Source organism: [Pseudopropionibacterium] massiliense, from assembly GCF_900607225.1.
GTDB classification, from domain to species: domain Bacteria; phylum Actinomycetota; class Actinomycetes; order Propionibacteriales; family Propionibacteriaceae; genus Arachnia; species Arachnia massiliensis.
The window spans coordinates 1,358,893-1,382,216 of sequence record NZ_LR027842.1 but is presented as its reverse complement, the minus strand read 5'-3'; the positions used below and the strand labels follow the sequence as shown (position 1 = coordinate 1,382,216).

Below are 23,324 nucleotides of genomic sequence, written 5' to 3'. Positions count from 1 at the left end.
GCCGAGTCATGGATCCCGCTGAGAAACTGGTCAGCCGTTATCGAGAATTGGCATGTTCTGCTCCGGAAGGAATCTGGTTCGCCCCCGGACGGGTGAACCTGATCGGGGAGCACACCGACTACAACGACGGCTTCGTACTGCCTTTTGCACTCGAACGGCGTGCCGTCGTAGCAGCAGGTCATCGCCACGACGACCTCATCGTCATGCATGCAGCGGACCTCTCGGAAACCGTTGAGCTTCCGCTGTCCGATCTCTCTCCCGGGCGAGAAGGTTGGGCTGCTTATCTGGCCGGCGTGTTGTGGGTGCTGCGCGAGGAGGGATATCCGATCGCCCCGGCCACCCTCGTGCTCACCTCGAATGTGCCTCTCGGCGCAGGACTGTCGAGCTCCGCGGCAATCGAGTGCGCGGTGATGGCTGCGGCCTGCGACCTCTTCGGCCTGGACATCGCCCCCATGGAGCGCGCACGGCTGGCGCAGCGGGCTGAAAACGTCTACGTGGGCGCTCCCACCGGCATCCTGGACCAGGCAGCCAGCATCCTCTGTCACGCGGGCCACGGACTCTTCCTCGACTGTCGCACTTTTGAGACCACTGATGTACCGCTGCCGTTGCGTGGGCAGGGGTTCGAAATCCTGGTCCTCGACACCCGCACCCCGCACAGCCATGTCGAAGGGGAGTACGGGGAGCGCCGCGCCACATGCGAGCGGGCTGCTGCGATCCTGGGGGTCAGGGCTCTGCGTGATGTCACGGACCTGGACACGGCGCTGGCAAGACTTCCCGACGAACTGATGCGCAGGCGGGTCCGGCATGTGGTCAGTGAAAATGATCGAACCTGCGCAGCGCTGAAACTGGCCAGGAAGGGTCGCCTCGCCGATCTTCCTCCCCTGCTGAACGAATCCCACGCATCCATGCGCGATGACTACGAGATCACGGTGCCGACCGTCGACCTCGCCGTGGAGACGGCCTTGGCACACGGAGCACTTGGAGCCCGGATGACGGGCGGCGGATTCGGTGGCTGCATCATCGCGTGGTGCTTCAGCGGTCAGGCCGAGCACATCGGTTCAGCCATTCGTGAGGCCTTCGAGAAGGTTGGTTTTCAGGAGCCCTCATGGTTCACGGCGGTTCCCGCCGATGGCGCCGGCCGCTTGAGTTGAAGTCTGAATTCCTCCACTGTCGCGGAGCGGCAGGGTTGTTTATTGCTGAGGACCGGAGTAAGTTCTATCCGCTCGAAAGATCATCTAGCCGAAAAAGGAGTGCCATTCATGGACTGGCGCCACAGGGCAGCCTGCCTGACAGAGGACCCGGAGCTGTTCTTCCCTGTCGGCAACACCGGCCCTGCACTCCAGCAGATCGAGGATGCCAAGAAGATCTGCCAGAGCTGCGCGGTCAAGGACCAGTGCCTCAACTGGGCGCTGGACGCCGGCCAGGACCATGGCGTCTGGGGCGGCATGAGCGAGGACGAGCGACGGGCCATGAAACGCCGCGCTGCCCGCTCCCGGGTGCGCGCCAGCTGAGGCGAACTCCACGGGCGAGTTGTGACATGAGGACAGTCTTCGCTGCAATGAACCAGAAAAATACTCGCACGGGAGAGCCGCAGCGAAGAAGTCAGGGCCAACCAGCACGTCACACGGCGGGCCAGGAGTCTCTTGTCCCGCCAGTTTGGAGGATGGGATCACGACAGCGGGGGCAACACCAAGCGGGCACACGCACCAGGCCCGTCCTCCCGATCCCCAATCTCCAGCGTTCCACCCAGGTCTCCGACCAGCGTTGAGATGATAGCCAGGCCAAGACTGGTCTGACGCCCGAGGATGAATCCTTCGGGCAGGCCCGCTCCGTCGTCAACCACGTCGATGACCAGTCCGTCCTCCGACTGTTCCGGTCTCACCTCGATGCGTCCCGTTCCGCCATCCAAACCGTGCTCCACGGCGTTCTGGCAGAGCTCTGTGATCATCATGGCCAGGGACGTGGCGGTCTCGGCCCTGATTTCCCCGAAACTGCCCACACGAACTGCTTCGACCGCTCCCGATGTGGCGGCGAGATCACCAATCATGCGGAGAATGCGATCACACACGCCATCGAAGATCACATCCTCGTCCGAGTTGTGGCTCAGCATGTCGTGCACGACGGCTATGGACGAAACCCTGCGCATCGCGTCCTGCAACGCCTCCCGACCCTCCTCGGATTTGATCCGCCGAGCCTGCATCCGCAGCAGAGCAGCCACCGTCTGGAGATTGTTCTTGACCCGATGGTGGATCTCCCGGATGGTGGCGTCCTTGGTCACGAGCATGCGATCCCGGCTCCGAAGGTCCGTGGTGTCACGACAGAGGATCAAGGAACCCATCGGCTCGTCCTGCACCACGAGTGGAAGCACCACCACACGCATGGAAGCACGTGGCTGTTCCACGTCAAATACAACACTGCGCTGTTCCGCCAGATCGGCCTGCACGGTCTGGCCCATGGATTCGACACCTCGCATGACACTCCGTATCAGGGTGGCGAAATCCTCGTCCGCAATGTCGCCCTGCGCGCCCAGGCGCCGGAAGGCGGTGATCGCATTCGGTGAGGCGTAGCTTATCCGCCCCCCCGGCTGAACCCGGAGCACCCCATCGCAGACCCGGGGGGCGAATGCCTTGTCGGAAACCGGCGCCAAGGGGAAATCTCCCTCGAGGATCATACTGGTCAGGATGTCCGCGGCCTCGAGGTAGTTCTCCTCCAGGATCCCGGTGGCGCGCATCCCCATCTGGTTGGTGTGACGCTCCAGCACAGCTATGCAACGCCCTCCCCTGAGGATGGGTATCGCCCACACGTCCACAGGGATACCGGCGGACAACGCGTTGTCGCTGGTTTCGCTGATCTCGTGGCTCATGTACGCCACCACCACCTGGTGGTCCAGTTCGTAGGCGATCTGTTCCCCGATGACGTCATCCTCCAGGGCTGTCGGACCGGTCACCGGACGGATCTGGGCCACGCACGTGAACACTTCACAATCGGGGCCGTCCTCCTCGGGAACCCACAACAGAAGATCCGAGAAGGACAGGTCACTCAACAGGTGCCACTGCCCCTGGAAGGCCAGGAGCCAGTCGGAGTCGGAGAGTTCCTCGGGGAGATGTGTCCTCGCCATGACCCTACTCTGCCATCGTCCCGGCTGGTGGCGCTACGAGGCATCTGGCACAATGGGCCGTCGCAACTCGAAGAAGGAGGCCCCGATGGGCAAGACCGGTCGTAAACGTCGCGCACGTCGCAAGAGCAAGGCCAACCACGGCAAGCGTCCCAACGCCTGACACGTGGAGGCGATTCGCCCCCGTTCCTACATCAGGAACGGGGGCGTCGGTTCTCGGAAAGATTCAGGAAGAGAGGCAGAGGACCGTGAGTTTGTCGCGCAGCGCTGCCGGAGCGGCGGTGGCCGGCTGGCTTCGGCGGATCATCGCGGTGATGACGGATTCGATTTCGAAGCTCTCCATACATCGCTCGCAGGCGTGAAGATGGTGTCGCACACGATCGGCCTCCGTTTCTGGCAGTTCTCCGTGAAGGAAGGCGTGCACCGCGTCCAGAGCCCGCACGCACTCGTCCATTCCATCGTGCTCATGGCCCGACATGTCAGGATCGCTCATGCCCTGGCACCTCCGATACCACGTTCAGCGGCGTAGGCGGCGAGAGCTTTGCGCAGCTGTGCCCGACCACGATTCAGGCGGGACATGACGGTTCCTATCGGGGTTCCCATGATGGCGGCTATCTCCTTGTAACTGAATCCCTCGACATCGGAGAGGTACACCGCCAGCCGGTAGTTCTCGGCGAGCCCGGCCATCGCCTCCGCGACAACGGTGTCCGGGGTGTTGTCAAGGGCCTCCATCTCTGCCGAACGCAGGCCCTGGGAGTCGTGGGATGCGGCTCTCGCCAGTTGCCAGTCCGTGACCTCCTCGTCGCCACTCGTCCGTGGTGAGCGGGTGGCCTTCCGGTAGGAGTTGATGTAGGCGTTGGTGAGGATCCGGTACAGCCAGGCCTTCATGTTGGTGCCGGGCCTGAACGAGTCGCGGCCTCTCAGAGCCTTCACATAGGTCTCCTGCACCAGATCCTCGGCGTCGGCGGGATTCCGGGTCATGCGCAGGGCAGCCGAATAGAGGCGATCGAGATGGGTCAGGGCCTCGTTCTCGAACGCGAATCCGAGCTCCGCTGCGTCCAGGAGCGTGGTTTCCGTTTCTTCCATCACGGAAGAACATACCGGTGTCCGGTTCCACACCCAAGGAGGGTCCGTCGACAGGGCGGCAGGTGTCATGTGGAGGGAACACGCAGGAGACCGGGAAAAATTCCCGACTTCACCCACCCAATGTCCACGAAATCGCCCCCCGGCCGTTCCAACCGGGCGTGGACATGGGTAAGTTTGGAGCCATGAGTCTGTTGCGCTTCCTAGCCCGTAGCCTTTTCGCCAGCGCCTTCGTCGCCGATGGCGTGCGCAAGGTCAGCTCACCAGCCGAGCTGGCGCCGGAAGCCGAGGCGTTCACGTCTCGCTTCACTCCCCTCGTGCAGCGAGTCGTACCCTCAGGCTATTCCTCGCACGTACCTGATCGTGCCGAGTCCTGGGTGCGTATCTGCGGCGCCGTCGAAGTCGTCGGTGGCGTGATGTTCGCAACCGGGATCGGCCGCCGTATCGGTGCCTGCCTACTCGCCAAGGCCAGTATCCTGAACATCGCAGTGGCCCTTCCCGACAAGGACGCTGACCCCGACGAAAAGCAGGAACGCCGCCCCGATGTGCTGAAGAACGTGGCGCTCCTCGGTGCCTCCCTGTTGGCGACCCAGGATCTTCAAGGCCGCCCCAGTGCATCCTGGCGCCGCAGGAACTCCCCACACAGGTTTCGCCGCGCGAAGGCGCGGGCTGCCAAGAAGGCGCGTCAGGCGGTGGCGTCCTGAGCGTTGTCTTCCTCGCGACGGCTGAAACAGCAGTCCGGGGAGTCGTCGAGGTGCCCGGCTCCAAATCCGAGACGAACCGGGCGCTGGTGTTGTCCTCACTCGCGAGTGGTCCGTCGACGCTGACAGGAGCACTGGAGTCGCGGGACTGCGATCTCATGATTGGTGCGTTGCGCGCTCTCGGGACAGTCATCAAGGAACTCGGCCCGGGCACGTTACACGTCGTCCCTCCGGAACGTTTTCACGGGGCGCCGGAGGGTATCGACTGCGGCTTGGCCGGTACTGTGATGCGCTTCATCCCCCCGTTGGCGCTCCTGGCCGATACCCCCACCCGTTTCTTCGGCGACCCGCAGGCCGCCGCTCGCCCGATGTCCGGTCTTCTGAGCGCTTTGCGTCAGCTGGGCGCGAGAGTCGATGCCGATTCACTACCTTTCACCGTGTTCCCGGGCCCGCTCGCGAGCGACCCCGACGTGACGGTGGATTCTTCCGCTTCCAGCCAGTTTCTCTCCGGGCTGCTGCTGGTCGGGGCACGTCTGCCCTCAGGCCTCAGGCTGCGCCACATCGGAGAGTCCGTGCCTTCCCAACCTCACGTGGCGATGACCCTGGCGATGCTGCGCGCCCGCGGCGTGCGCATTGATGAGGATGGGACGGATGCCTTCTCGTGGCGGGTCCAGGCCGGTCCCGTCATGCCCCTCGATCTTCGTGTCGAACCGGACCTGACCAATGCTGCGGTCTTCTTGGCTGCTGGCGCCGCCACGGGCGGCTCCGTCACGGTGTCGGGCTGGCCCGGGTCCAGCCTTCAACCGGGCGAGCAGTTCTTGGACGTGGTGGAACGGATGGGATGCACCACGACCCGCGATCAGGAGAACGTGACCGTCACCGGTCCCGATCGGCTGCGAGGGATTGACATCGATCTGCACGGCGCCTCGGAGCTGACCCCCGTCGTGGCCGCTCTCGCCGCGCAGGCAGAGGGAACCAGCCGGATCACGGGGATCGCTCACATCCGCGGCCACGAGACCGATCGTCTGGCCGCGCTCACGGCCGAGCTCCGGAAGTTGGGTGTCACGGTCGCCGAGCAGCGCGACGGTTTGGAGATCGTGGGCAGGCCTGAGGCAGGAGACCCCGCCGTGTTGTCCTCCTATGCTGATCACCGCATGGTGCACTTCGCTGCGATCATCGCATTGAACAGGCCGGGAACGGCCGTCGATGACATTGGCTGCGTCTCGAAGACCATGCCGGATTTTCCGCGACTGTGGAATCGCCTGGTGACCGCCTGATGACACGCTGGCAGGACGACCACGCGGCCTTCGACCGTCCCCGGAAACGCAATCGCCCCCGCACCAAGGATCGCCCCGACTACTCGAGCGCTCCGGGTGCTCTGGTTGTTTCCATCGATCGAGGCAGGTATCGCTGTTTTCTCGACGACGGTACTGCGGTCACCGCCACGAAGGCACGCATCCTGGGGCGCAAGGGCGTCATCGTCGGAGACCGGGTGAAGTTGGACGGTGACGTCTCCGGCACGGACGGATCACTCGCTCGTATCGTCGAGGTCGAAGAGCGTCGCACATGGTTGCGCCGTTCCGCCGATGACGCTGACACGTTCGAGCGTCCCATCGTCGCCAACGCTGATCAGTTGATGATCGTGACTGCGCTGGCGGACCCGGAACCAAGAACGGGAATGATCGACCGCATTCTGGTCGCCGCCTACGATGCCCACGTCTCCCCGATCCTGTGCCTGACCAAGGCTGACCTCGCTTCCCCCGATGAGCTCCGCGCCTCGTACACCCCTTTGGAGATCCCCATCGTTGTTGTCCGCCCCGGAAGCGATCTCTCCCCCGTCCAAGACCTGTTGAGACATCACATGACGGTACTGATCGGCCATTCCGGAGTGGGAAAATCAACCTTGGTCAATGCGCTGGTTCCCGGAACGGGCAGGGCCACCGGAGCGGTCAGCGACGTGACCGGCAAGGGCCGCCACACATCCACCTCGGCCGCTGCCATCGCCCTTCCCGATGGCGGCTGGATCATCGACACTCCTGGTGTGCGTTCCTTCGGGATCAGCCATGTTCACACAGACGCCTTCATCGGGGCCTTCCCGGACCTCGAGGAGTTCGTCGCCGACTGCCCTCGAGGCTGTCGGCACGACTCATCCGCACCGGAATGTGCTCTTGACGAAGCAGTTCGCTCCGGCAGGCTCTGCGCGGAAAGGCTGTTCTCCTTCCGGCGTATGGAGCGGGCCTTCGCCTGACGGCTGAGGTCTCGGCTACCTTAGGAACATGGTCGCCAGCAAAGAACTCACCGATGACGTCCGCCTGGCTCATGTGATGGCCGATGATGCCGACTCCATCTCCATGAGCCGTTTCAAGGCCCAGGACCTGAGGATCAGGACCAAACCGGATTCCACCCCGGTCACGGAGGCCGACACTGCCGTGGAGGAGTCGATCCGGCGCACCCTGTCCCGCACCCGGCCCCGCGACGCCGTTCACGGCGAGGAGATGCAGGACACCGGAGAGTCCAATCGCCGCTGGATCATCGACCCGATCGACGGGACCGCGAACTATCTGCGCGGGGTTCCGGTGTGGGCGACGCTCATCGCCCTCGAAGTGGACGGACAGATCGTCGCTTCCGTGGTCTCCGCCCCAGCGCTCGGGCGCCGCTGGTGGGCCAGCCTGGAGGGTGGTGCCTACACGGGTCGTTCGATTCTGAACGCCACCCAGATCCACACCAGCCGGGTGTCACAACTTTCCGACGCATCCCTGTCCTACGCGAGCATCAACGGTTGGGTTGAATCCGGGCGCGGCCAGGGTTTCGTCGACCTGATGCGCGAATGCTGGCGTTCCCGTGGCTACGGCGACTTCTGGAGCTACATGCTGGTTGCCGAGGGAGCCGTGGACATCGCCTGCGAACCGGAGCTCGCACTCTACGACATGGCTGCGCTCGACATCATCGTCCGCGAGGCCGGCGGCCGGTTCACCAGCATCGACGGTGAACCGGGCCCGTACCACGGAAACGCCTTGGCGACCAACGGCCTGCTCCACGACATCGTCCTCGAAAGGCTGCGCCCCTCCGAGGCCGGGTGACGGAGCTTCTTTCAGATCATCCGCACCCGGATGCTCTCCTCAAGGTCCTGGAGTTCGGCCAGTAGGCCCTCGTAACGTTGGCCGGAGACGTCTGTGACGACGTAACCGTACGCGCCCGAGGTGGCCAGGGTCTGGGAACCGATGTTCATGTTGTGGGATGCGAGCGCGTGGTTGAGCCGCGCCAGCACCCCGGGAACATTCCGGTGCAGGTGCAGAATGCGCTCCGCTCCCGGCGCGGAGACGGAGACCTCGGGAAGATTGACGGACATCGATGTGTTTCCATAGGCCTCGTAGTCGGCGAGTTTGCCGGCCACGTAGCGGCCGATGTCGACCTGCGCCTCCTGGGTGGATCCGCCGACGTGCGGGGTGAGGATGACGTTCGGAATACCCTGCAGAGGTGACACGAAGGGTTCCTCCCTGCTCGTGGGCTCGCCCGGGAATACGTCGACCGCTGCACCTGCGATGTGTCCCGACCTCAGGGCTGCCGCCAACGCATCGACGTCAACGACGTTCCCTCTGCACAGGTTCAGGAAAAGGGTTCGCGGCCGCATCTGGGCGAACTCCTTCTCCCCGATCATGTGAGCATTGGATGCTCTGCCGTCCACGTGCAGCGTGATGGTCTCGCAGCGTTCGAACAACTCCTGCAGGCTGTACACCCGGGTGGCATTGCCCAGGGCAAGGCGATCCACGATGTCGTAGAAGTAGACCTTCATGCCAAGGCTCTCCGCCAACACCGACAGCTGAGAACCGATGTTTCCGTAGCCGACGATTCCGAGGGTCCTGCCCCGTACCTCGTGAGACCCCGTCGCCGATTTGTCCCAGATGCCCGCGTGCATGCTGGCGTTCCTGTCTCCCAGGCGCCGAGCCATGGTGATGATCTCTCCGAGCGCCAGCTCCACGACGGAGCGCGTGTTGGAGTAGGGGGCGTTGAACACGGCAACCCCCGCGGCTGTGGCGGCTGGAAGATCGATCTGGTTGGTCCCGATGCAGAATGCCCCGACCGCAACCAGGTGCGGGTGGGTTTTCAACACCTGTTCGGTGACGTGTGTTCGGGAGCGGATACCGAGAAGTTCGACGCCATCAAGGGCATCGATCAGTTCGGTTTCATCGAGTGCACTGGAACGCACCTCGACCTCGTGGCCGCGGCTCTCAAGTGCGCGGACGGCCTCGGAATGGATGTTCTCTAGAAGCAGGGCCTTCACGGCAGGTCATGTTACAACCGCGTCCCATGGTCACAAGGAAAGAGTGGCCTCCAACAACCTCTGCGTGTACTTGTGACGTGGCTCCTCGAAGACCTCATCCACGGGACCTTCCTCGACGATCCGCCCCCCATCCATCACAACGACCCGTTCGCACAGGTGCCGCACTACTGCCAGGTCATGGCTGACGAACAGCATCGCCAGGTTTCTTTCCCGAACGGCTTCACCGAGCAGATTCAGCACCTGGGCACGAACGGAGACGTCGAGGGCGGAGACGGGTTCATCGGCGATCAGCAGATCCGGCGAACTCACCAGTGCCCGAGCAATGGCGACCCGCTGGCGCTGCCCCCCGGACAGTTCGTGAGGAAACCGTTCCAGCATCGCAACGTCCAGTCCTACGCCCCTGATGGCCGCCGCGACAACGTCTTCTTCTCCTTTCCGAACTTTCAGCCACGGTGAGCGGAGTGGCTCGGCAACGATGTCCCGTAATTTCATACGCGGATTCAAGGAGGCGTTCGGGTCCTGGGAGACAAGCGACACCCTGCTTCGGACATCGGCGAGGTCTTTGTCGGGTAGTCCATCGATCCGGCGGCCCTCACAGCGCACCTCGCCCGCTGCGGGACGAACCAGCCCCAGCAGGGTCCTCAGCATGGTTGTCTTGCCCGAACCGGAGCCGCCGACCAGCCCCACCCGCTCCCCCGCAAGGATGGCCACGCTCACCTTGCGGAGGGCCTGGAAGGTTCTGCGGCCGCGGTGAAAGATCACATCGACGCCATCCAGCTCGAGAAGCGCGTTCATTCCTCCGCCCCCTGCCAGTAGTCAGCCACGGTCGGGAGCCGTTCTCCGGGAGCCACGTCGGACAAACGCGCAGAGGCAACCAAGCCGTGGGTGTAAGGATGCTGTGGGGAATCAATCACTTCCTCGATTGGGCCATGCTCAACAATCCTCCCGTCAAGAACGACCATCACTCGTCGGCAGATCTGCCGAACCACCGCCAGGTCGTGACTGACGAACAGCGCGGCCCGGCCCGTGAACTCGGCGTCGAGTAGGTCGAGGATCTGTTTCTGCACGATCACGTCGAGCGCGGTGGTCGGTTCATCACAGATCACCAGGTCCGGCCGGTTTGCCAGGGCCATGGCGATCAGGGCACGCTGTCGTTGCCCGCCAGAAAGCTGATGTGGGAAGGAGTCGGCAATGCGTTCGGGCTCCGGCAGCCCGACACGATCCAGCCACTCCAGAACGAGGGACCGGATTCCTCCTCTGCGTTCGCCGTGGTGCAGGGCCACCACCTCGCCCACCTGGCGGCCGACCCGCATGGTCGGGTCCAGCGCAGTCATGGGTTCTTGGAAAACCATCGAGACGGCGTCTCCGCGAAGCTTCCGCAGTTCCTTCTCGGGGCGTCCCACGAGCTCCCTGCCTGCCAAGCGGATCGACCCGCTGACCTGGGCATTCTCGGGAAGCAGCCCCATGATGGACAGCGCTATCACGGTTTTTCCAGAACCTGACTGTCCGATGATACCGAGACGCTCCCGTTCCCCCAGGACGAACGAAACCCCGTCCACCGCCACTTTCCGGCGTCGCCCGAAGGTGACCCGCAGATCCTCGATCTCCAGAAGATTCACGTCAACTCCCGAAGTTTGGGGTCGAGAAGATCGCGAAGCCCGTCCCCGAGCAGGTTGCACCCCATGGTCGCCGCCGCTATGGCCAACCCGGGCCACAAAGCGATCACGGGAGCCACGAAGATCTCCTTCTGCGCCTCCTGCAGCATTCGTCCCCATGTCGGTGCATCCGTTCCAGAGCCCAGCCCCAGATAGGAAAGCCCGGACTCCGCCAGGATGGCGATGCCGACGCTGACGCTGGCCTGCACGCCCAGCACCGGGGCAACGTTGGGCAATACGTGCCTGAGAGCGATGTGTCGGCGCGGAGTACCGGAAAGCCGTGCAGCCTCGATGAAAGCCAACCCCATCACCTGCATGGTCGCGGCGCGGGCAATCCGTACAAAACTCGGAATCGTGGACAAGGCAATGGCCATGAGAGCGGTCCAGACGGATCCGCCGAGCGCAGCCGCGAAGAGGATGGCCAGCAGCAGGGCGGGGAAACCGTAGAGCACATCGGCTCCCCGCGCGATCAAAGAAGACCCCCAACCACGTGACATCCCCGCGACAATTCCTGCAGGAATACCGATCAAACCAGCCCCGACAACCGATCCCAACCCGACGAGGAGAACCAGCTTCGCTCCGGTCATCAAACGACTGGCGATATCAAACCCACCGCCATCGGTGCCCAGCCAATGTGCCGCAGATGGCACCTCGCGGATGCCGCCAGTGACGGCCACCGGCTCGTAGGGAGTCCAGAATGCCCCCACCAGTGCGAGCAGAAACACGCCAGAAAGCAGCAACATCCCAAAAACCAGATTCGAGCGGCGCATCATGACGTCAATCCCGTTTCTCTCAGCCTCGGGTCAATCACTTGGTACACCAGATCCACCACGAAATTGATCACCAGAACTACCCACACGAGGATCAGGACGATTCCCTGGACCAGCACCAGATCACGTTGAGAAACTGCCAACAACAACCGCGAACCCAGTCCTTGGATGGCAAACACCTGCTCTATGACGATTGTTCCCACCAACAATGTTGCCATTTGAAGCCCGATGACCGTGAGAAGCGATATCGCAATGTTACGTGTCCCATGACGCAGCAGCGCACCCAGCCTGGACCACCCAACCGCGCGGGCGGTTCGGAACCAATCCTCACTGACCACCTCGATCACGGCACTTCGAACATATCTCGAGAGGAGGCTTCCTTGGACGAGCGCCAAGGAAGCCACGGGAAGCACCAGGTGCGTTGCCCAACCCGCCGGATCGCGACTCAGGGGGACATATCCACCTGCGGGAAGCCACCGCAGGTTCACCGCGAAAAGAATGACCAACCACATACCGGCCCAGAAAGCAGGAATCGACAAACCTGCCTGGGAGAGCATGGACGCGATGAACCCGCTCGCAGTCCGTCGCTTCAAGGCGGCGAATGAGCCAAGCGGAATCGCAATCACCAATGCAAAGATCATTCCAAATATCACCAACCAAACCGAAACGCCGAGTCGCGAAAGTATCTCTTCCGCAACGTCGCGCCCACCGATGAAGGTGATGCCGAAATCACCGACCACGATCCCACGAATCCATTCGATGTACCGAACCAGCAAGGGACGGTTCAGTCCGTGACGTTCTTCGAAAGCGGCGATCTCCTGGGCACTTGCTTGGGTCCCGAGCACCACGTTGGCGATACTACCGGGCAGCGCGTTGGCGACCAGGAATATCAGGAACGAGGCCACCAGCAGGCTCGCCACAAGACCGACCACCCGTCGGCCGAGGTCTCTTCGAAGCACCTCAGCGGCTGGTTGCGACGTGGGTCATGTCGAACGACAACCCGGTGGTGTTCGTCGTTATCCCCGAGATCTCGGTCGTGGTGATGACCAGATTGGGGAGCAGGAACAACCAGTCGGCCGCCGCGTCATCCGCCAGCATCTTGGCTGCTTGCTTCAAAGTAGTCTCCTGTTCCTCCTCGGTTGCGGAGCCATCAGCTTTGCTGATCAGCTCGGTGAACTGAGGATTGTTGTACTGCCAGTAGTAATTCGGATTGGCGAACTGGGAAAGATCCCAGGGTTCGACGTGAGCCACGACTGTCATGTCATAGTCGTGCTGGCTGTACACCTGTTTCAGCCAGGTGGAGAAGTCCAATTCCTCTACACTCACATCAATACCGACCTCACGCAACTGGGCTGCGACGAGTTTAGCGACAGGAGGACCGTACGGCAGGGTTGGCACTCGAAGACGCAACGTCAAGCCACTGGCGTAGCCGGCCTCCTCGAGAAGTTGCTTCGCCTTGGCAGAATCGTGCGGATAGGTGTTCGAGAGGTCTTCGTACCACGGATCGGTGGGAGGAACCATTGAGCCGATCAGCGTTCCCTTCCCACCCCAGGCGCCGTCCAGGATGGCCTTGCGATCAATGGCATAGTTGATGGCCTGCCTGACCTTGAGGTCGGCGAGAGCGGGATTGCTGTGGTTGAAGCCAAGCACCACCTCCCCGTTCGTGGTTCCCTCGAGCACCTTGAAGCGGGATGTGTCGGAGAACTGCCCGACGGACTGTGGCACCGTCAGATTGGAGACGATGTCCAACTCCCCCGAAAGCATGGCCGCAACCATGGCATTCGCGTCGGAATAATACCTGAAATTCACCTCGTCCACACGCGGCCCGGTCCCCCAGTATGCGTTGTTCCGCACCAAGGAGACCATGGAGCCGATGTCATGACGCGAGAAGACATAGGGGCCCGATCCGGCGGGTTGCTCGCTCAGGTTCTGCTCGGAGGAAAGATCGTAGATGATCCCAGCCGTGGATGTGATGTCATAGAGCCAGCGCCGACTGGGACCCGTCAGGGCCACCTCCACCGTGTGCTCATCGACGGCGCGCATCTCCTTGACACGACCCATCTGCTTCTTGAGCACCTCGGTGGTGCTCTCGCCATTCCGTGTACGCTCGAAGGAAGCGATGACCGCCGCCGCGTCCACGGGCCTTCCAGATGCAAAAGTAGCGTTGGGCTCCAATTTGAAGGTGTAGACGCTACCGTCGGAGCTGGCACTCCAGGAACGAGCCAGCAACGGCTTGATCTCGCCCTTCTCATCGATGCGCACCAGCGTCTCGTAGACGTTGTAAAGCAGCACGAATGGCGTGCCCGCTCCCGTGTCAGTGGCCGGATCCATGCCCGTGGGCTCGGTCGTCGCACCGACATTGAGGACGATGGGTCCCGCACCCGCCCCGCCGGATCTGCCACAGGACACCAACGCCAGGCTGAGTCCCAGCAACATGGCCAGCATGGCCGTCAGACTGCGGAAAGGCCGGTTGGTTCTCATGTCTACGTTTCTCTCCCGTGATGGACGGCGATGAAGACCTCGGCAATCCTAACCGTCACACACTCTCCAACGTTAATACCGCGCCGACCAGCCGATTTGGCATTCCACCACGCCCCGTGTAAAGTTGGTCAAGCATCGCGGGGTGGAGCAGTTCGGTAGCTCGCCGGGCTCATAACCCGGAGGCCACAGGTTCAAATCCTGTCCCCGCTACCAAGTGTCCGGTCAGTCCGGGCAAGCGGCCTCGAGCTTGGCTCGAGGCCGTGGCGTCAAAGGCGCCGGGTTTCACCCGGCGCCTTTTTTGTGCCCACCCATCGCCGAGCTCCCATCCCGCGGAAATCCAGCGCGAACGCCCCCAGCACCACACGACACCCGGCCACACCCCCGACAAGACGGACGCACGGCACACCGAAGAACCATCTCACCTTGAAGGTGCAGCACCGATGAACAGAAGCGAGGAACTCCATCTCTGAGGAAATTCTCAGCTATCGCTCACCCACCATGGACCCCAACCTCAACCAACCTATGAGTTTCCTGTGAGAGTTTCTCGGTAAAATCCCTAGTCAGAGCAATTTGAACACTCAATCTTTCTGTGATGACCCGCGGAACCCTGAAGCAAACTTGAACTTAACCTGAGAAACCCTCAGGATTGACGACATCTTCCAACCGAAAGGACCGACCATGGGATTCCTGAAGCCCACTCAGCCTCGTCGTGGCTGCGCAGCCTTTGGTCCGGGGGCCATCCCGCGCCGAGCCCTACCGACTCCGCCCGCTCCTTGGCGTCGTCCGCTCGCCGCACTGGTGCTGGCAGGAAGCATAGGGACGATGGGCTTGGCCACCCAGAACGCGGCTGCCGCCGAGATCGATCCGTCCGCGGGGCATCATGACACCATCGCCGACAAATCCGGCGAGCAGGGCTCAGCCTCTGCGAAATCCACGAAACAGGGTCATCAGAAGTCCAATTCCGAGCAGACCGCGAGTCCGAAACGCGCCGCCACCAGCGAGCACGAGAACAACGAGCAGCCCGCTCCTCGACGCGCGTACTCCGAATCGGATCAGGCGGCCTCCAGCGGCGGGAACACCGTCAGCCACTACTCCTCGAACAACCGCAAGAGCTCGACCTCCACCACCAAGAAGTCGACCTCCACCACCAAGAAGTCGACCTCCACCACCAAGAAGTCGACCTCCACCACCAAGAAGTCGACCTCCACCACCAAGAAGTCGACCTCCACCACCAAGAAACGCAGCAGTTCTTCCGGCACCACCGGCAAGAAGTACAGCAGCTCGTCCAAGAAGAGCCACGGCTCCACCGGTGGCAAGAATCGGACCGGATATTCCAAGAACTCCTACAACAGCGGCACCCGCTCAGGAAACTACTCCTACACGAGGGGCAGCTCCGGAACGAGCAGCTCCTCCAGCACATCATCCGCCAGCTCCACCGCCAGCAGTGACGCAGCCGCTCCCAGCAGCACCACGACCGCCAATGGAGCAGCAGCTCCCCTGGCGAAGGGAAGCTATCGGATCGGCGCTGCCTTCGGGGCCACGGGAAGTTGGTCCCGATACCACACGGGCCAGGATTTCGCAGCCAGCAGCGGCACCCCCATCTACGCCGTGACCTCCGGCACCGTGATCAGCGGGAATGTCGGTTCCTGGGCCGGTAACTACGTCGTCATCCGCGCAGCTGATGGTTCTTCAACCCTGTACGCGCACATGAGTGGTACCGACGTGAAGGTGGGACAGCAGGTCACCGCCGGGCAGAAGATCGGGAACGTGGGCAGCACCGGACGCAGCTTCGGCGCCCATCTGCACTTCGAGTACTACCCCTCCGGGGTCACCCCGGGCGACGTGTACTCCGCCACGAACCCGATGAGTTACCTCCGATCGATCGGGATCTCCATGTGAGGCCTCTCCTTCTCTTCCTCAAGCTGCGCGGCGCCGGGTTCTCTACTCGGCGCCGCGCAGCCTCAGCAACGCGTTGGCGGCGATGTCCAGGTCCTTCGTGCGCCAGAACCCCGGAAGGGAGCTGGTCAAAAATCCCCCGTAACGGGCCCTGACAACGCGGGGGTCGAGAATCGCAACCACACCACGGTCGTCCTCGCGCCGAATCAACCGGCCGGCTCCCTGCGCCAGCAGCAATGCCGCATGGGTGGCGGCCACCGCCATGAAACCATTGCCTCCCGCATCGTCCACGGCCTTCTTGCGCGCCTGCATCAGCGGATCGTCGGGCCGGGGAAAAGGAATCTTGTCGATGATGACCAGTTGGCAGGTCTCCCCGGGAACGTCGACGCCCTGCCACAGGGACATGGTGCCGAACAGGCTCGTGGCCGGTCTCTCCCTGAAGCTTTGCTGAAGCTCGGAAAGCTGCGCGTCCCCCTGGCACAGGAACTCCAGCTCCGGCAGCACCCGGCGGCAGTAGGTCACCGCCTGTTCGGCGTTCCTGCGCGAGGCGAACAGACCGAGGGTGCGCCCACCGGCCGCCCAGACGAGTTGTGCGATCTCGGCCAGTACGGCATCCGTGAGCCCGTCCCTACCGGGTGGGGGCAACGCTGCTGCGGCATACAGGATTCCCTGCCTGGCGTAGTCGAAGGGAGAGCCCACGTCGATTCCCCGCCAGCTGGTGGGCTCCCCGGTTCCTCCCGCGCCGCCACCCGGCTCGCCGGCGGGACTCAACCCGATGCTGGTGGCGAAGGCCCGGAAATCACCTCCCAGCGTGAGGGTGGCGGATGTGAGCACGGTGGTTGCCCGCCCGAACACGTGCTCCCGCAGCAGCCCCGCCACCGAGAGCGGGGCGACGTGGGCCGTCTCCCCCACCTGGTCCGAGCGGCTGACCCACACCACGTCCTGATCAGCCAGCCGCGCGATCCGTTCGGAGATGTCGAAGGTTTCCCCCAGAGCCCCGGCCGCCTGGGAGCGTTCAGGGTTGTCCCTGTCCCTTCCCAATTCGCTGATCGCCCGGCGCGAGGCGTCGCGAAGCGCGGCACAGGCCACCGGCAACGGCACATCGACCCCGGTGATGCGCCCCGTGGGGCTGTCGGCCAGGGCATCGCGCAGTTCGCCGACCGCATCCAGCAGGTCACCCCCCAGCCACGCCAGGCAACGTTTCACCACCCGTTCCGTGGCTCCCGCACCCAGCTCCCCGGTCGCGGCCGTGGTGAGACGTCCAGTCAGCTCGTGGGCCTCGTCGATGATCAGCGCCTCGTGCTCGGGGAGTGCCGTGCCGCCGTGCATGGCATTGATCGCCACCAGGGCATGGTTGGTGACGATCAGGTCCGCGGCACGAGCCGACTCCCGTGACCTCTCGACGAAACATTCCGCGCCGAAAGGACAGCGAGATGCGCCCGGGCACTCCCGGGTCGGGATCGAGACCTGCTGCCAGGCCGTGGTCGTGTGGCTCGGAGCGTCATCACGGTCCCCGGTACCGCCCGCGAGGAGCTGCTCCTCCACCCATTCACGTAGCGCCAACACCTCAACCCCGAGCTTCGAGGGGTTTCCGGAGGCACTGGATTCACTCAGCTCGGCCGCCCCCAGAAGGGTTCCCTGGCCGCCTTCCGCCACCTCGCCACGAGCACGAAACAGGCAGGCGTAGTTGTTGCGTCCCTTCAACAGGCAGGACCGGGGACGCTTTCCCGTCATCTGTTCGACCGCGGCCAGGACCGCGGGAATGTCGGAACCGGCGAGCTGGGCCTGGAGGGCCAGGGTGGCCGTCGCGATCACGATGGTTTCGTCGTGTTCCACGATCCGGGCCAGCGCCGGCGCCAGGTAGCCAAGGGATTTACCGGTTCCGGTTCCTGCCTGGACGAGCAGGTGGGTACCACCCTCCAAGGATTCGGCGACAGCCGTCACCATCGCCGCCTGACCGGGTCTCTCTCCCCCACCAATCCCGGAAACCACCCGATCCAGGATCCGTTCCGCGAGGTCAGACACCGTATCTGCTCAGTTCCTCCGCCAGGCCGGGATGGACACGCGCACGCACCCTGGTGCCCTCGCCGGTGTGCTCCAATGTCTCGATGGTTCCCGTCCGGTGGATGCGATCCATGAGGTCACCGCGGCCGTAGGGAATGAGCGTTTCGATCTGCACCTCCGGATTCGGCAGACGGGCCTCCAGCGCGTCGGCCAGCTCCTCAAGACCGTGTCCCGTGCGTGCGGAGACCACCACACAGCCGGGATGCCCGGCCCGCAGGGTCAGCAGCGCGGTCTCATCGGCGCGATCCGCCTTGTTGCAGACCAGCAGCTCCGGCACATCGCTGGCGCCGATCTCGGCGAGCACCTGACGCACTGCCGCGATCTGTCCCTCGGGGTCCGGATCCGAGGCGTCAACCACGTGAAGGAGAAGATCCGCGGCGGTGGACTCCTCCAGTGTCGAACGGAACGCCTCCACCAGGTCGTGGGGAAGGTGCCGGACGAATCCCACGGTGTCGGTCAGCGTGAACACCCTCCCGTCCCGGGTCTCGGTGCGGCGGGTGGTGGGATCCAGCGTGGCGAACAGCGCGTCCTCCACGAGCACTCCCGCTCCCGTCAACCGGTTCAGCAATGAGGATTTGCCCGCGTTGGTGTAGCCGACGATCGCCACGCTGGGTACCTGGTTCCTGCGGCGCTCGGCGCGTTTGCCCTCCCGGGTGGCGTCCATTTCGCGGAGCCTGCGGCGAAGTTGCGCGATCCGGTGGTGGATACGGCGCCTGTCCGTTTCGAGTTTCGTCTCGCCGGGCCCCCGGCCGCCGATGCCCGCGCCGCCGGCGGCACGGCCTCCGGCCTGCCGGGACAGGTTTCCGCCCCAGCCGCGGAGGCGCTGTTTCAGGTACTGCAGTTGGGCGAGCTCCACCTGGGCCTTGCCCTCCGCGGATTTCGCGTGGGAGGCGAAGATGTCCAGGATCAGCGCGGTCCGGTCCACCACCTTCACCTTGATGCGATCCTCGAGGTTCCGCAGCTGCGCCGGTTGCAGTTCCCCGTCGCAGATGACGGTGTCGGCGCCGGTGGCGCGGACCACGTCGGCCACTTCTTCCACCTTGCCTCGTCCGATGTAGGTGGCGGGATCGGGTTGGCTCCTCCGCTGCACCAAGGCCTCCAGAACCTCGGAACCGGCGGTCTCGGCCAGCAGTTTCAGCTCGGCCATCGCGTTGTCGGCGTCCTCCTGCGTCCCGGAGGTCCACACGGAGACCAGCACCACGCGTTCCAGCCGCAGCTGACGGTACTCGACCTCGGAGACGTCCTCCAGTTCGGTTCGCACACCGATGACCCGCCTGAGCGAGTGTCGCTCGGCAAGTTCGGACTGATCACCGTCATGGCTCGGCTGTGTATGAAGGAACGTGTTCATCGTCGAACCATTCTTTCAGGCCCCGACGACAAATTCTCAGCTCCAGTACTCGCCACGAGCAACGATCACAGCCGGACCGGTCAACCAGACCTCATCGCCCTCGAAGGTCACGGTCAGATCCCCGCCACGAACACGTACCTGTACGGGACCCTCGAATCCACTGCGATCGCGGTAGGCGGCTGCAGCGGCAACCACCCCTGTGCCGCAGCTCAGGGTTTCCCCACAGCCACGCTCGTGAACACGCATGAGCAGCTCGCCGGGCATGGCCTCATGAACGAACTCGACGTTCACGCCTGCGGGGAAAGCCGCTGCGGGTTCCCAGACAGGGGCCTTGGAGAGATCAAGTTGCAGGAGGCGGTCGTGGTCCGTGAACACGACGACGTGCGGATTGCCGACATCAGCAGGCCGTCCCGCGAACGTCCGCCCCTCGTGGGTGACGGTGATGGGTTCAGTCCCCAGATCAACGACCCCGAGATTCGTCGCTATCATTCCCCCACGAGCGACCCGCACCTGCTTGAGCCCTGCCCGGGTTGCGACGGTGAATTCCCCGCTCTGAACCAGTTGATCGTTCAGGAGGTGGCGGGAGAACAGCCGTAGACCATTTCCACACATCTCAGCGATCGACCCATCGGCGTTGCGGTAGTCCATGAACCACAGATCCGGATCGAATTCGTGTCCGGCAACCTGACCAGCACGCACCACCCGGAGCAGGCCATCCCCTCCGACACCTGTGTGGCGGTCGCAGAGCGCAGCGACCGCTTCGGCGCTCAGGTCCTGCATCCCGTGCGGATCATCGATGATGACGAAGTCGTTGCCGGTGGCATGACCCTTGGCGAACGTGTACCGGAACAAAGTGCCCACCTATCCTTCCAGCCCGATTCAACAATTCTACGTCCCAGAGATTTCCATGATCCGAGCGGGGTTGTCCGAATCCCCCGCGGGCAACCACACGATCCTGGGGTCCCGCCGGTACCAGCCCAGCTGTTTGCGGAAAAACCTCCGGGTGGCCCGCTTCACGTCCTCCTTCGCGTCCTCCTCGCTGCACCGCCCGTCGAGGAAGGTGAGAACCTGACGGTACCCGATCGCACGGGATGCGGTCCGCCCCTCACGTAGCCCGCGAGGAATCAGGTTCTCAACCTCCGCCACGATGCCCTGGCGCCACATCGCCTCCACCCGGGCATCGATGCGGTTGTCCAGATCGGCCCGACCCAGTTCCAACCCGAACTGGTGCACCCCGTCGAGTTCGTAGGTCCACTCCGGGAGCGCCGCTTGATGCTCCCCCGTCAGCGCACGGATTTCCAGCGCCCTCACGATGCGCCTGCCATTTCCGGGGTCGATGCGGGCCGCGGACTCCGGTGCCAGGACGGCCAGACGGGAATACAACTCTTGCACCCCGACGCGCTCCAGCTCGGTTTCCAGCCCTGCTCTGAGAACCGCATCGGAACCCGGGAACTCGAAAACATCAGTGATGGCCCGCGTGTAGAGGGCGGAACCACCGACGAGGATCGGAACGACTCCCCGCGCCCGCAGATCCGCGATCACGGCCCGGGCACGAGCCTGGAAATCGGCGACGGATGCGGTCTCAGTGACCTCCAGGATGTCGATCAAGTGATGTGGAACCCCGCATCGCTCGGCCTCGGAGGGTTTTGCGGTTCCGATGTCCATGCCCCGGTAGACCAGCATCGAGTCCGCGTTGATCACTTCGGCGGCCCTCCCACACCTCATGAACTCATGCGCGAGCGAGACCGCAAGCGCCGACTTGCCCGTCGCAGTCGGTCCAACGAGCACTATCAGTGGCGGATGCATGGCCACCATACTGCCAGTCCCGGTGCGGAACTTCGCCGGAGCGGGCATGATGGACCCCTATGGTGCGCCAGGCACCCGAAGCAGGAAGGCTGTACACATGGGAATCTTCGACAACATCGGCGAACAGGTGGCCCAGCACGGGGAAGCCATTGACCAGGCGATCGAGAAGGGCGCCGAGTTCATCGACGAGAAGACCGGCGGCAAACACAGTGAGCAGATCAACCAGGCAGCCGATTTTGTCAAGGATCAGGTTGATGGCCTCGCAGGCAGGAAAGAAAAAGAAGCCGAGTAGAAGGCCCAGCGGGCAGGATGCCGCTGGGCCAACCGCCCGGGCGGCACGGTGAATCACGGCGTTTCCCGGAAACACCCCGGCTCGATCCTCATCGCGCCACCGTGCCTGCACCACCGTGAAATTCTCCCCAGCGGTTTTCCGCGCCGAGGCGCCTCTGCTGTCTCGTGTTCCGCTCGGCAACCTCCGGTCCCGGACCGGGGGTTGCTTTCTCTCAGGGGCGTCGCAGGCTCGGCATGCCCAGTGGAACCCCTGTGGGTTCAGGTACCGCCGTGTTCGCCGCCTCCCACGCATCGCCGCCCCGTGTTCGCCGCAGTCCTCGGAGCGGGGCATCGGAATTCAGATGATGCGGCGCGGCATGGGTGATGGTCGCGTATGCGATGTCCCCGGGCCTCGGCCGCTCCGATGGCTCCTCGCCAACCGCCACGTGCACCAGCCTGTTGTCACGGGCCCGCCCGCTCATGCGATTCGTTGCGGAATCCTTGCGTCCCTCTCCCAGAGCGAACATCACCTCGATCTCCCGGCCCTCGAATCGACGGTTCTCCGCCCATGCGATTTCCCCCACCAGCTCGACGAGTCGCTCATAGCGTTCCTGAACCACTTCACGGGGCACCTGATTCTTCATCTCGGCAGCCGGGGTTCCCGGTCGTTTCGAGTACTGGAAGGTATAGGCGGCAGAAAAACGCGCCTCACGCACCACATCCATCGTGGCCTCGAAGTCGTCATCGGTCTCCCCCGGAAAACCGACGATGATGTCCGTGGTGATCGCCGCATGCGGCATGGCCCCCCGAACGCGTTCCAAGATCCCGAGGAACCGTTTCCTGCGGTAGGAGCGACGCATGGCCTTCAGAACCGCATCCGAACCGGACTGCAGAGGCATGTGTAGTTGTGGCATGACATTGGGGGTCTCCGCCATGGCAGCGATCACGTCATCAGTGAAATCCTTGGGATGCGGGGATGTGAACCGTACCCGCTCCAGACCCTCGATCTCGCCACAGGCGCGAAGCAGTTTCGCGAAGGCCAGCCGGTCACCGAACTCAACCCCGTAGGCGTTCACGTTCTGCCCCAGGAGAGTGATTTCCTGCACCCCTTGGTCAACCAGCATGCGCACCTCGGCGAGAATGTCCCGCGGTCGCCGATCGGTCTCCTTGCCACGGAGCTGCGGAACGATGCAGAAGGTGCAAGTGTTGTTGCACCCGACGCTCACCGACACCCACGCCGAATACGGTGACTCGCGACGGCTCGGCAGGTTGCTCGGGAAGGTCTGAAGAGCCTCGACCACCTCCACCTGGGCGGCCTCCTCCACACGTGCCCGCTCAAGCAGCGCCGGCAGACTACCCACGTTGTGGGTGCCGAAAACGACGTCCACCCATGGCGCCTTCCGCAGGATCACGTCTCTGTCCTTCTGGGCCATACAACCACCCACCGCGATCTGCATCCCGGGGTGGCGCGCCTTGATGGCTGCCATGTGTCCCAGGTTGCCGTAAAGACGGTTGTCGGCGTTCTCGCGTACCGCGCAGGTGTTGAAGACCACCACATCCGCTCCTGAGCCGAGAACGGGTTCGGCGGGTTCCGGAGCACGCATCAATCCGGCCTCCTCCAACAGCCCCGCGATCCTTTCGGAGTCGTGGACGTTCATCTGGCAGCCGTAGGTGATGACGTGGTAAGTGCGCGAACTCATGGTGGCCCAACTCTAGTGGTGCGCAACGCGAAACAGTATTTTCCCGGAGGACCCGCCGACTGTGCTCGTCCCGCACTGCCCAAAGCGCTTCTCCCACGCACACTGCTCAATCCGCCGACCTCGCGACCTTCCCCTGTTGACGTAGCCTCTACT

The 23,324-nt window shown here is 63.6% G+C and carries 23 protein-coding genes and 1 tRNA gene; 10 read left to right on the top strand and 14 right to left on the bottom strand.

Annotated features, from left to right (window positions below):
- Positions 1-8 precede the first annotated feature (8 nt).
- Positions 9-1,151 (top strand): galactokinase, encoded by a 1,143-nt coding sequence (galK, locus tag E0E39_RS06060; RefSeq protein WP_130873929.1) that lies wholly within the window; start codon positions 9-11, stop codon positions 1,149-1,151.
- 108 nt (positions 1,152-1,259) lie between these two features.
- Positions 1,260-1,511, top strand: a complete 252-nt coding sequence (locus E0E39_RS06055; protein WP_130873928.1) for a WhiB family transcriptional regulator — start codon at positions 1,260-1,262, stop codon at positions 1,509-1,511.
- Positions 1,512-1,669: 158 nt separating this feature from the next.
- Here the strand turns inward: E0E39_RS06055 and E0E39_RS06050 are convergent, their stop codons facing one another.
- On the bottom strand, positions 1,670-3,118 hold the full coding sequence (locus E0E39_RS06050; RefSeq protein WP_130873927.1) for a sensor histidine kinase: 1,449 nt from the start codon (positions 3,116-3,118) through the stop codon (positions 1,670-1,672).
- Between the two features lie 85 nt (positions 3,119-3,203).
- Between E0E39_RS06050 and E0E39_RS16765 the strand changes: the two genes are divergently transcribed.
- Positions 3,204-3,278 carry a 50S ribosomal protein bL37 gene (locus E0E39_RS16765; RefSeq protein ID WP_395858221.1) on the top strand — a complete coding sequence of 25 codons (75 nt, stop codon included), beginning with the start codon at positions 3,204-3,206 and terminating at the stop codon, positions 3,276-3,278.
- A gap of 63 nt (positions 3,279-3,341) precedes the next feature.
- Here the strand turns inward: E0E39_RS16765 and E0E39_RS06045 are convergent, their stop codons facing one another.
- Entirely contained in the window at positions 3,342-3,608 is a 267-nt protein-coding gene (locus E0E39_RS06045) for a zf-HC2 domain-containing protein (protein WP_130873926.1), read from the bottom strand.
- Positions 3,605-4,201, bottom strand: coding sequence for a sigma-70 family RNA polymerase sigma factor (locus tag E0E39_RS06040; RefSeq protein WP_207302435.1), 597 nt, complete (start codon positions 4,199-4,201; stop codon positions 3,605-3,607). Before E0E39_RS06040 ends, E0E39_RS06045 begins: the two co-directional genes overlap by 4 nt.
- 182 nt (positions 4,202-4,383) lie before the next feature.
- On the opposite strand from E0E39_RS06040, the gene E0E39_RS06035 reads away from it, so the two are divergent.
- The 4 genes from E0E39_RS06035 to E0E39_RS06020 are packed head-to-tail and all read left to right on the top strand — an operon-like array spanning position 4,384 to position 7,979.
- Positions 4,384-4,902, top strand: a complete 519-nt coding sequence (locus E0E39_RS06035; RefSeq protein WP_165444659.1) for a DoxX family protein — start codon at positions 4,384-4,386, stop codon at positions 4,900-4,902.
- The gene (aroA, locus tag E0E39_RS06030; protein ID WP_130873923.1) at positions 4,899-6,176 is read left to right on the top strand and encodes a 3-phosphoshikimate 1-carboxyvinyltransferase; all 1,278 of its coding nucleotides are present in this window, start codon (positions 4,899-4,901) and stop codon (positions 6,174-6,176) included. The genes E0E39_RS06035 and aroA overlap by 4 nt, the downstream gene beginning before the upstream one ends.
- A complete protein-coding gene (gene rsgA / locus E0E39_RS06025) occupies positions 6,176-7,147 on the top strand; it encodes a ribosome small subunit-dependent GTPase A (protein WP_130873922.1) in 972 nt (323 codons plus the stop codon). Before aroA ends, rsgA begins: the two co-directional genes overlap by 1 nt.
- A gap of 28 nt (positions 7,148-7,175) precedes the next feature.
- Positions 7,176-7,979 (top strand): inositol monophosphatase family protein, encoded by an 804-nt coding sequence (locus tag E0E39_RS06020; RefSeq protein WP_130873921.1) that lies wholly within the window; start codon positions 7,176-7,178, stop codon positions 7,977-7,979.
- A gap of 11 nt (positions 7,980-7,990) precedes the next feature.
- On the opposite strand, the gene serA is transcribed toward E0E39_RS06020, so the two are convergent.
- From serA to E0E39_RS05990, 6 genes are read right to left on the bottom strand one after another with little or no spacing between them, the layout of a single operon-like run.
- Entirely contained in the window at positions 7,991-9,181 is a 1,191-nt protein-coding gene (gene serA / locus E0E39_RS06015; protein ID WP_130873920.1) for a phosphoglycerate dehydrogenase, read from the bottom strand.
- 30 nt (positions 9,182-9,211) lie between these two features.
- A complete protein-coding gene (locus E0E39_RS06010) occupies positions 9,212-9,976 on the bottom strand; it encodes an ABC transporter ATP-binding protein (protein ID WP_130873919.1) in 765 nt (254 codons plus the stop codon).
- Complete coding sequence (locus tag E0E39_RS06005; RefSeq protein ID WP_130873918.1) at positions 9,973-10,800, bottom strand: ABC transporter ATP-binding protein; 828 nt, start codon at positions 10,798-10,800, stop codon at positions 9,973-9,975. The genes E0E39_RS06010 and E0E39_RS06005 overlap by 4 nt, the downstream gene beginning before the upstream one ends.
- Positions 10,797-11,606, bottom strand: coding sequence for an ABC transporter permease (locus E0E39_RS06000; RefSeq protein ID WP_130875640.1), 810 nt, complete (start codon positions 11,604-11,606; stop codon positions 10,797-10,799). The genes E0E39_RS06005 and E0E39_RS06000 overlap by 4 nt, the downstream gene beginning before the upstream one ends.
- Entirely contained in the window at positions 11,606-12,538 is a 933-nt protein-coding gene (locus tag E0E39_RS05995) for an ABC transporter permease (protein ID WP_425470612.1), read from the bottom strand. The genes E0E39_RS06000 and E0E39_RS05995 overlap by 1 nt, the downstream gene beginning before the upstream one ends.
- Before the next feature lie 28 nt (positions 12,539-12,566).
- Positions 12,567-14,087 (bottom strand): ABC transporter substrate-binding protein, encoded by a 1,521-nt coding sequence (locus E0E39_RS05990; protein WP_130873916.1) that lies wholly within the window; start codon positions 14,085-14,087, stop codon positions 12,567-12,569.
- A 136-nt stretch (positions 14,088-14,223) separates the two neighbouring features.
- Here E0E39_RS05990 and E0E39_RS05985 point away from each other — a divergent pair.
- Positions 14,224-14,300 (top strand) — tRNA-Met (locus E0E39_RS05985).
- 609 nt (positions 14,301-14,909) lie between these two features.
- Entirely contained in the window at positions 14,910-15,986 is a 1,077-nt protein-coding gene (locus E0E39_RS05980) for a M23 family metallopeptidase (protein WP_130873915.1), read from the top strand.
- Between the two features lie 42 nt (positions 15,987-16,028).
- Here E0E39_RS05980 and E0E39_RS05975 read toward each other — a convergent pair whose 3' ends face one another.
- From E0E39_RS05975 to miaA, 4 genes are read right to left on the bottom strand one after another with little or no spacing between them, the layout of a single operon-like run.
- The gene (locus E0E39_RS05975; RefSeq protein ID WP_130873914.1) at positions 16,029-18,008 is read right to left on the bottom strand and encodes an ATP-dependent DNA helicase; all 1,980 of its coding nucleotides are present in this window, start codon (positions 18,006-18,008) and stop codon (positions 16,029-16,031) included.
- Complete coding sequence (hflX, locus tag E0E39_RS05970; protein ID WP_130873913.1) at positions 18,001-19,395, bottom strand: GTPase HflX; 1,395 nt, start codon at positions 19,393-19,395, stop codon at positions 18,001-18,003. The genes E0E39_RS05975 and hflX overlap by 8 nt, the downstream gene beginning before the upstream one ends.
- Before the next feature lie 36 nt (positions 19,396-19,431).
- A complete protein-coding gene (gene dapF, locus E0E39_RS05965) occupies positions 19,432-20,256 on the bottom strand; it encodes a diaminopimelate epimerase (RefSeq protein ID WP_281275571.1) in 825 nt (274 codons plus the stop codon).
- Between the two features lie 27 nt (positions 20,257-20,283).
- The gene (gene miaA, locus E0E39_RS05960; protein WP_245988217.1) at positions 20,284-21,201 is read right to left on the bottom strand and encodes a tRNA (adenosine(37)-N6)-dimethylallyltransferase MiaA; all 918 of its coding nucleotides are present in this window, start codon (positions 21,199-21,201) and stop codon (positions 20,284-20,286) included.
- Between the two features lie 97 nt (positions 21,202-21,298).
- On the opposite strand from miaA, the gene E0E39_RS05955 reads away from it, so the two are divergent.
- The gene (locus E0E39_RS05955; RefSeq protein ID WP_130873911.1) at positions 21,299-21,493 is read left to right on the top strand and encodes an antitoxin; all 195 of its coding nucleotides are present in this window, start codon (positions 21,299-21,301) and stop codon (positions 21,491-21,493) included.
- A 211-nt stretch (positions 21,494-21,704) separates the two neighbouring features.
- Here E0E39_RS05955 and miaB read toward each other — a convergent pair whose 3' ends face one another.
- A complete protein-coding gene (gene miaB / locus E0E39_RS05950) occupies positions 21,705-23,171 on the bottom strand; it encodes a tRNA (N6-isopentenyl adenosine(37)-C2)-methylthiotransferase MiaB (RefSeq protein ID WP_130873910.1) in 1,467 nt (488 codons plus the stop codon).
- Positions 23,172-23,324: the final 153 nt, after the last annotated feature.

Coding starts and splice junctions, on each gene's coding strand:
- galK (WP_130873929.1), top strand. CDS start 9: ATGGATCCCGCTGAGAAACTGGTCAGCCGTTATCGAGAATTGGCATGT.
- E0E39_RS06055 (WP_130873928.1), top strand. CDS start 1,260: ATGGACTGGCGCCACAGGGCAGCCTGCCTGACAGAGGACCCGGAGCTG.
- E0E39_RS06050 (WP_130873927.1), bottom strand. CDS start 3,118: ATGGCGAGGACACATCTCCCCGAGGAACTCTCCGACTCCGACTGGCTC.
- E0E39_RS06045 (WP_130873926.1), bottom strand. CDS start 3,608: ATGAGCGATCCTGACATGTCGGGCCATGAGCACGATGGAATGGACGAG.
- E0E39_RS06040 (WP_207302435.1), bottom strand. CDS start 4,201: ATGGAAGAAACGGAAACCACGCTCCTGGACGCAGCGGAGCTCGGATTC.
- E0E39_RS06035 (WP_165444659.1), top strand. CDS start 4,384: ATGAGTCTGTTGCGCTTCCTAGCCCGTAGCCTTTTCGCCAGCGCCTTC.
- rsgA (WP_130873922.1), top strand. CDS start 6,176: ATGACACGCTGGCAGGACGACCACGCGGCCTTCGACCGTCCCCGGAAA.
- E0E39_RS06020 (WP_130873921.1), top strand. CDS start 7,176: ATGGTCGCCAGCAAAGAACTCACCGATGACGTCCGCCTGGCTCATGTG.
- E0E39_RS06010 (WP_130873919.1), bottom strand. CDS start 9,976: ATGAACGCGCTTCTCGAGCTGGATGGCGTCGATGTGATCTTTCACCGC.
- E0E39_RS06000 (WP_130875640.1), bottom strand. CDS start 11,606: ATGCGCCGCTCGAATCTGGTTTTTGGGATGTTGCTGCTTTCTGGCGTG.
- E0E39_RS05990 (WP_130873916.1), bottom strand. CDS start 14,087: ATGAGAACCAACCGGCCTTTCCGCAGTCTGACGGCCATGCTGGCCATG.
- E0E39_RS05980 (WP_130873915.1), top strand. CDS start 14,910: ATGGGCTTGGCCACCCAGAACGCGGCTGCCGCCGAGATCGATCCGTCC.
- hflX (WP_130873913.1), bottom strand. CDS start 19,395: ATGAACACGTTCCTTCATACACAGCCGAGCCATGACGGTGATCAGTCC.
- miaA (WP_245988217.1), bottom strand. CDS start 21,201: ATGCATCCGCCACTGATAGTGCTCGTTGGACCGACTGCGACGGGCAAG.
- E0E39_RS05955 (WP_130873911.1), top strand. CDS start 21,299: ATGGGAATCTTCGACAACATCGGCGAACAGGTGGCCCAGCACGGGGAA.
- miaB (WP_130873910.1), bottom strand. CDS start 23,171: ATGAGTTCGCGCACTTACCACGTCATCACCTACGGCTGCCAGATGAAC.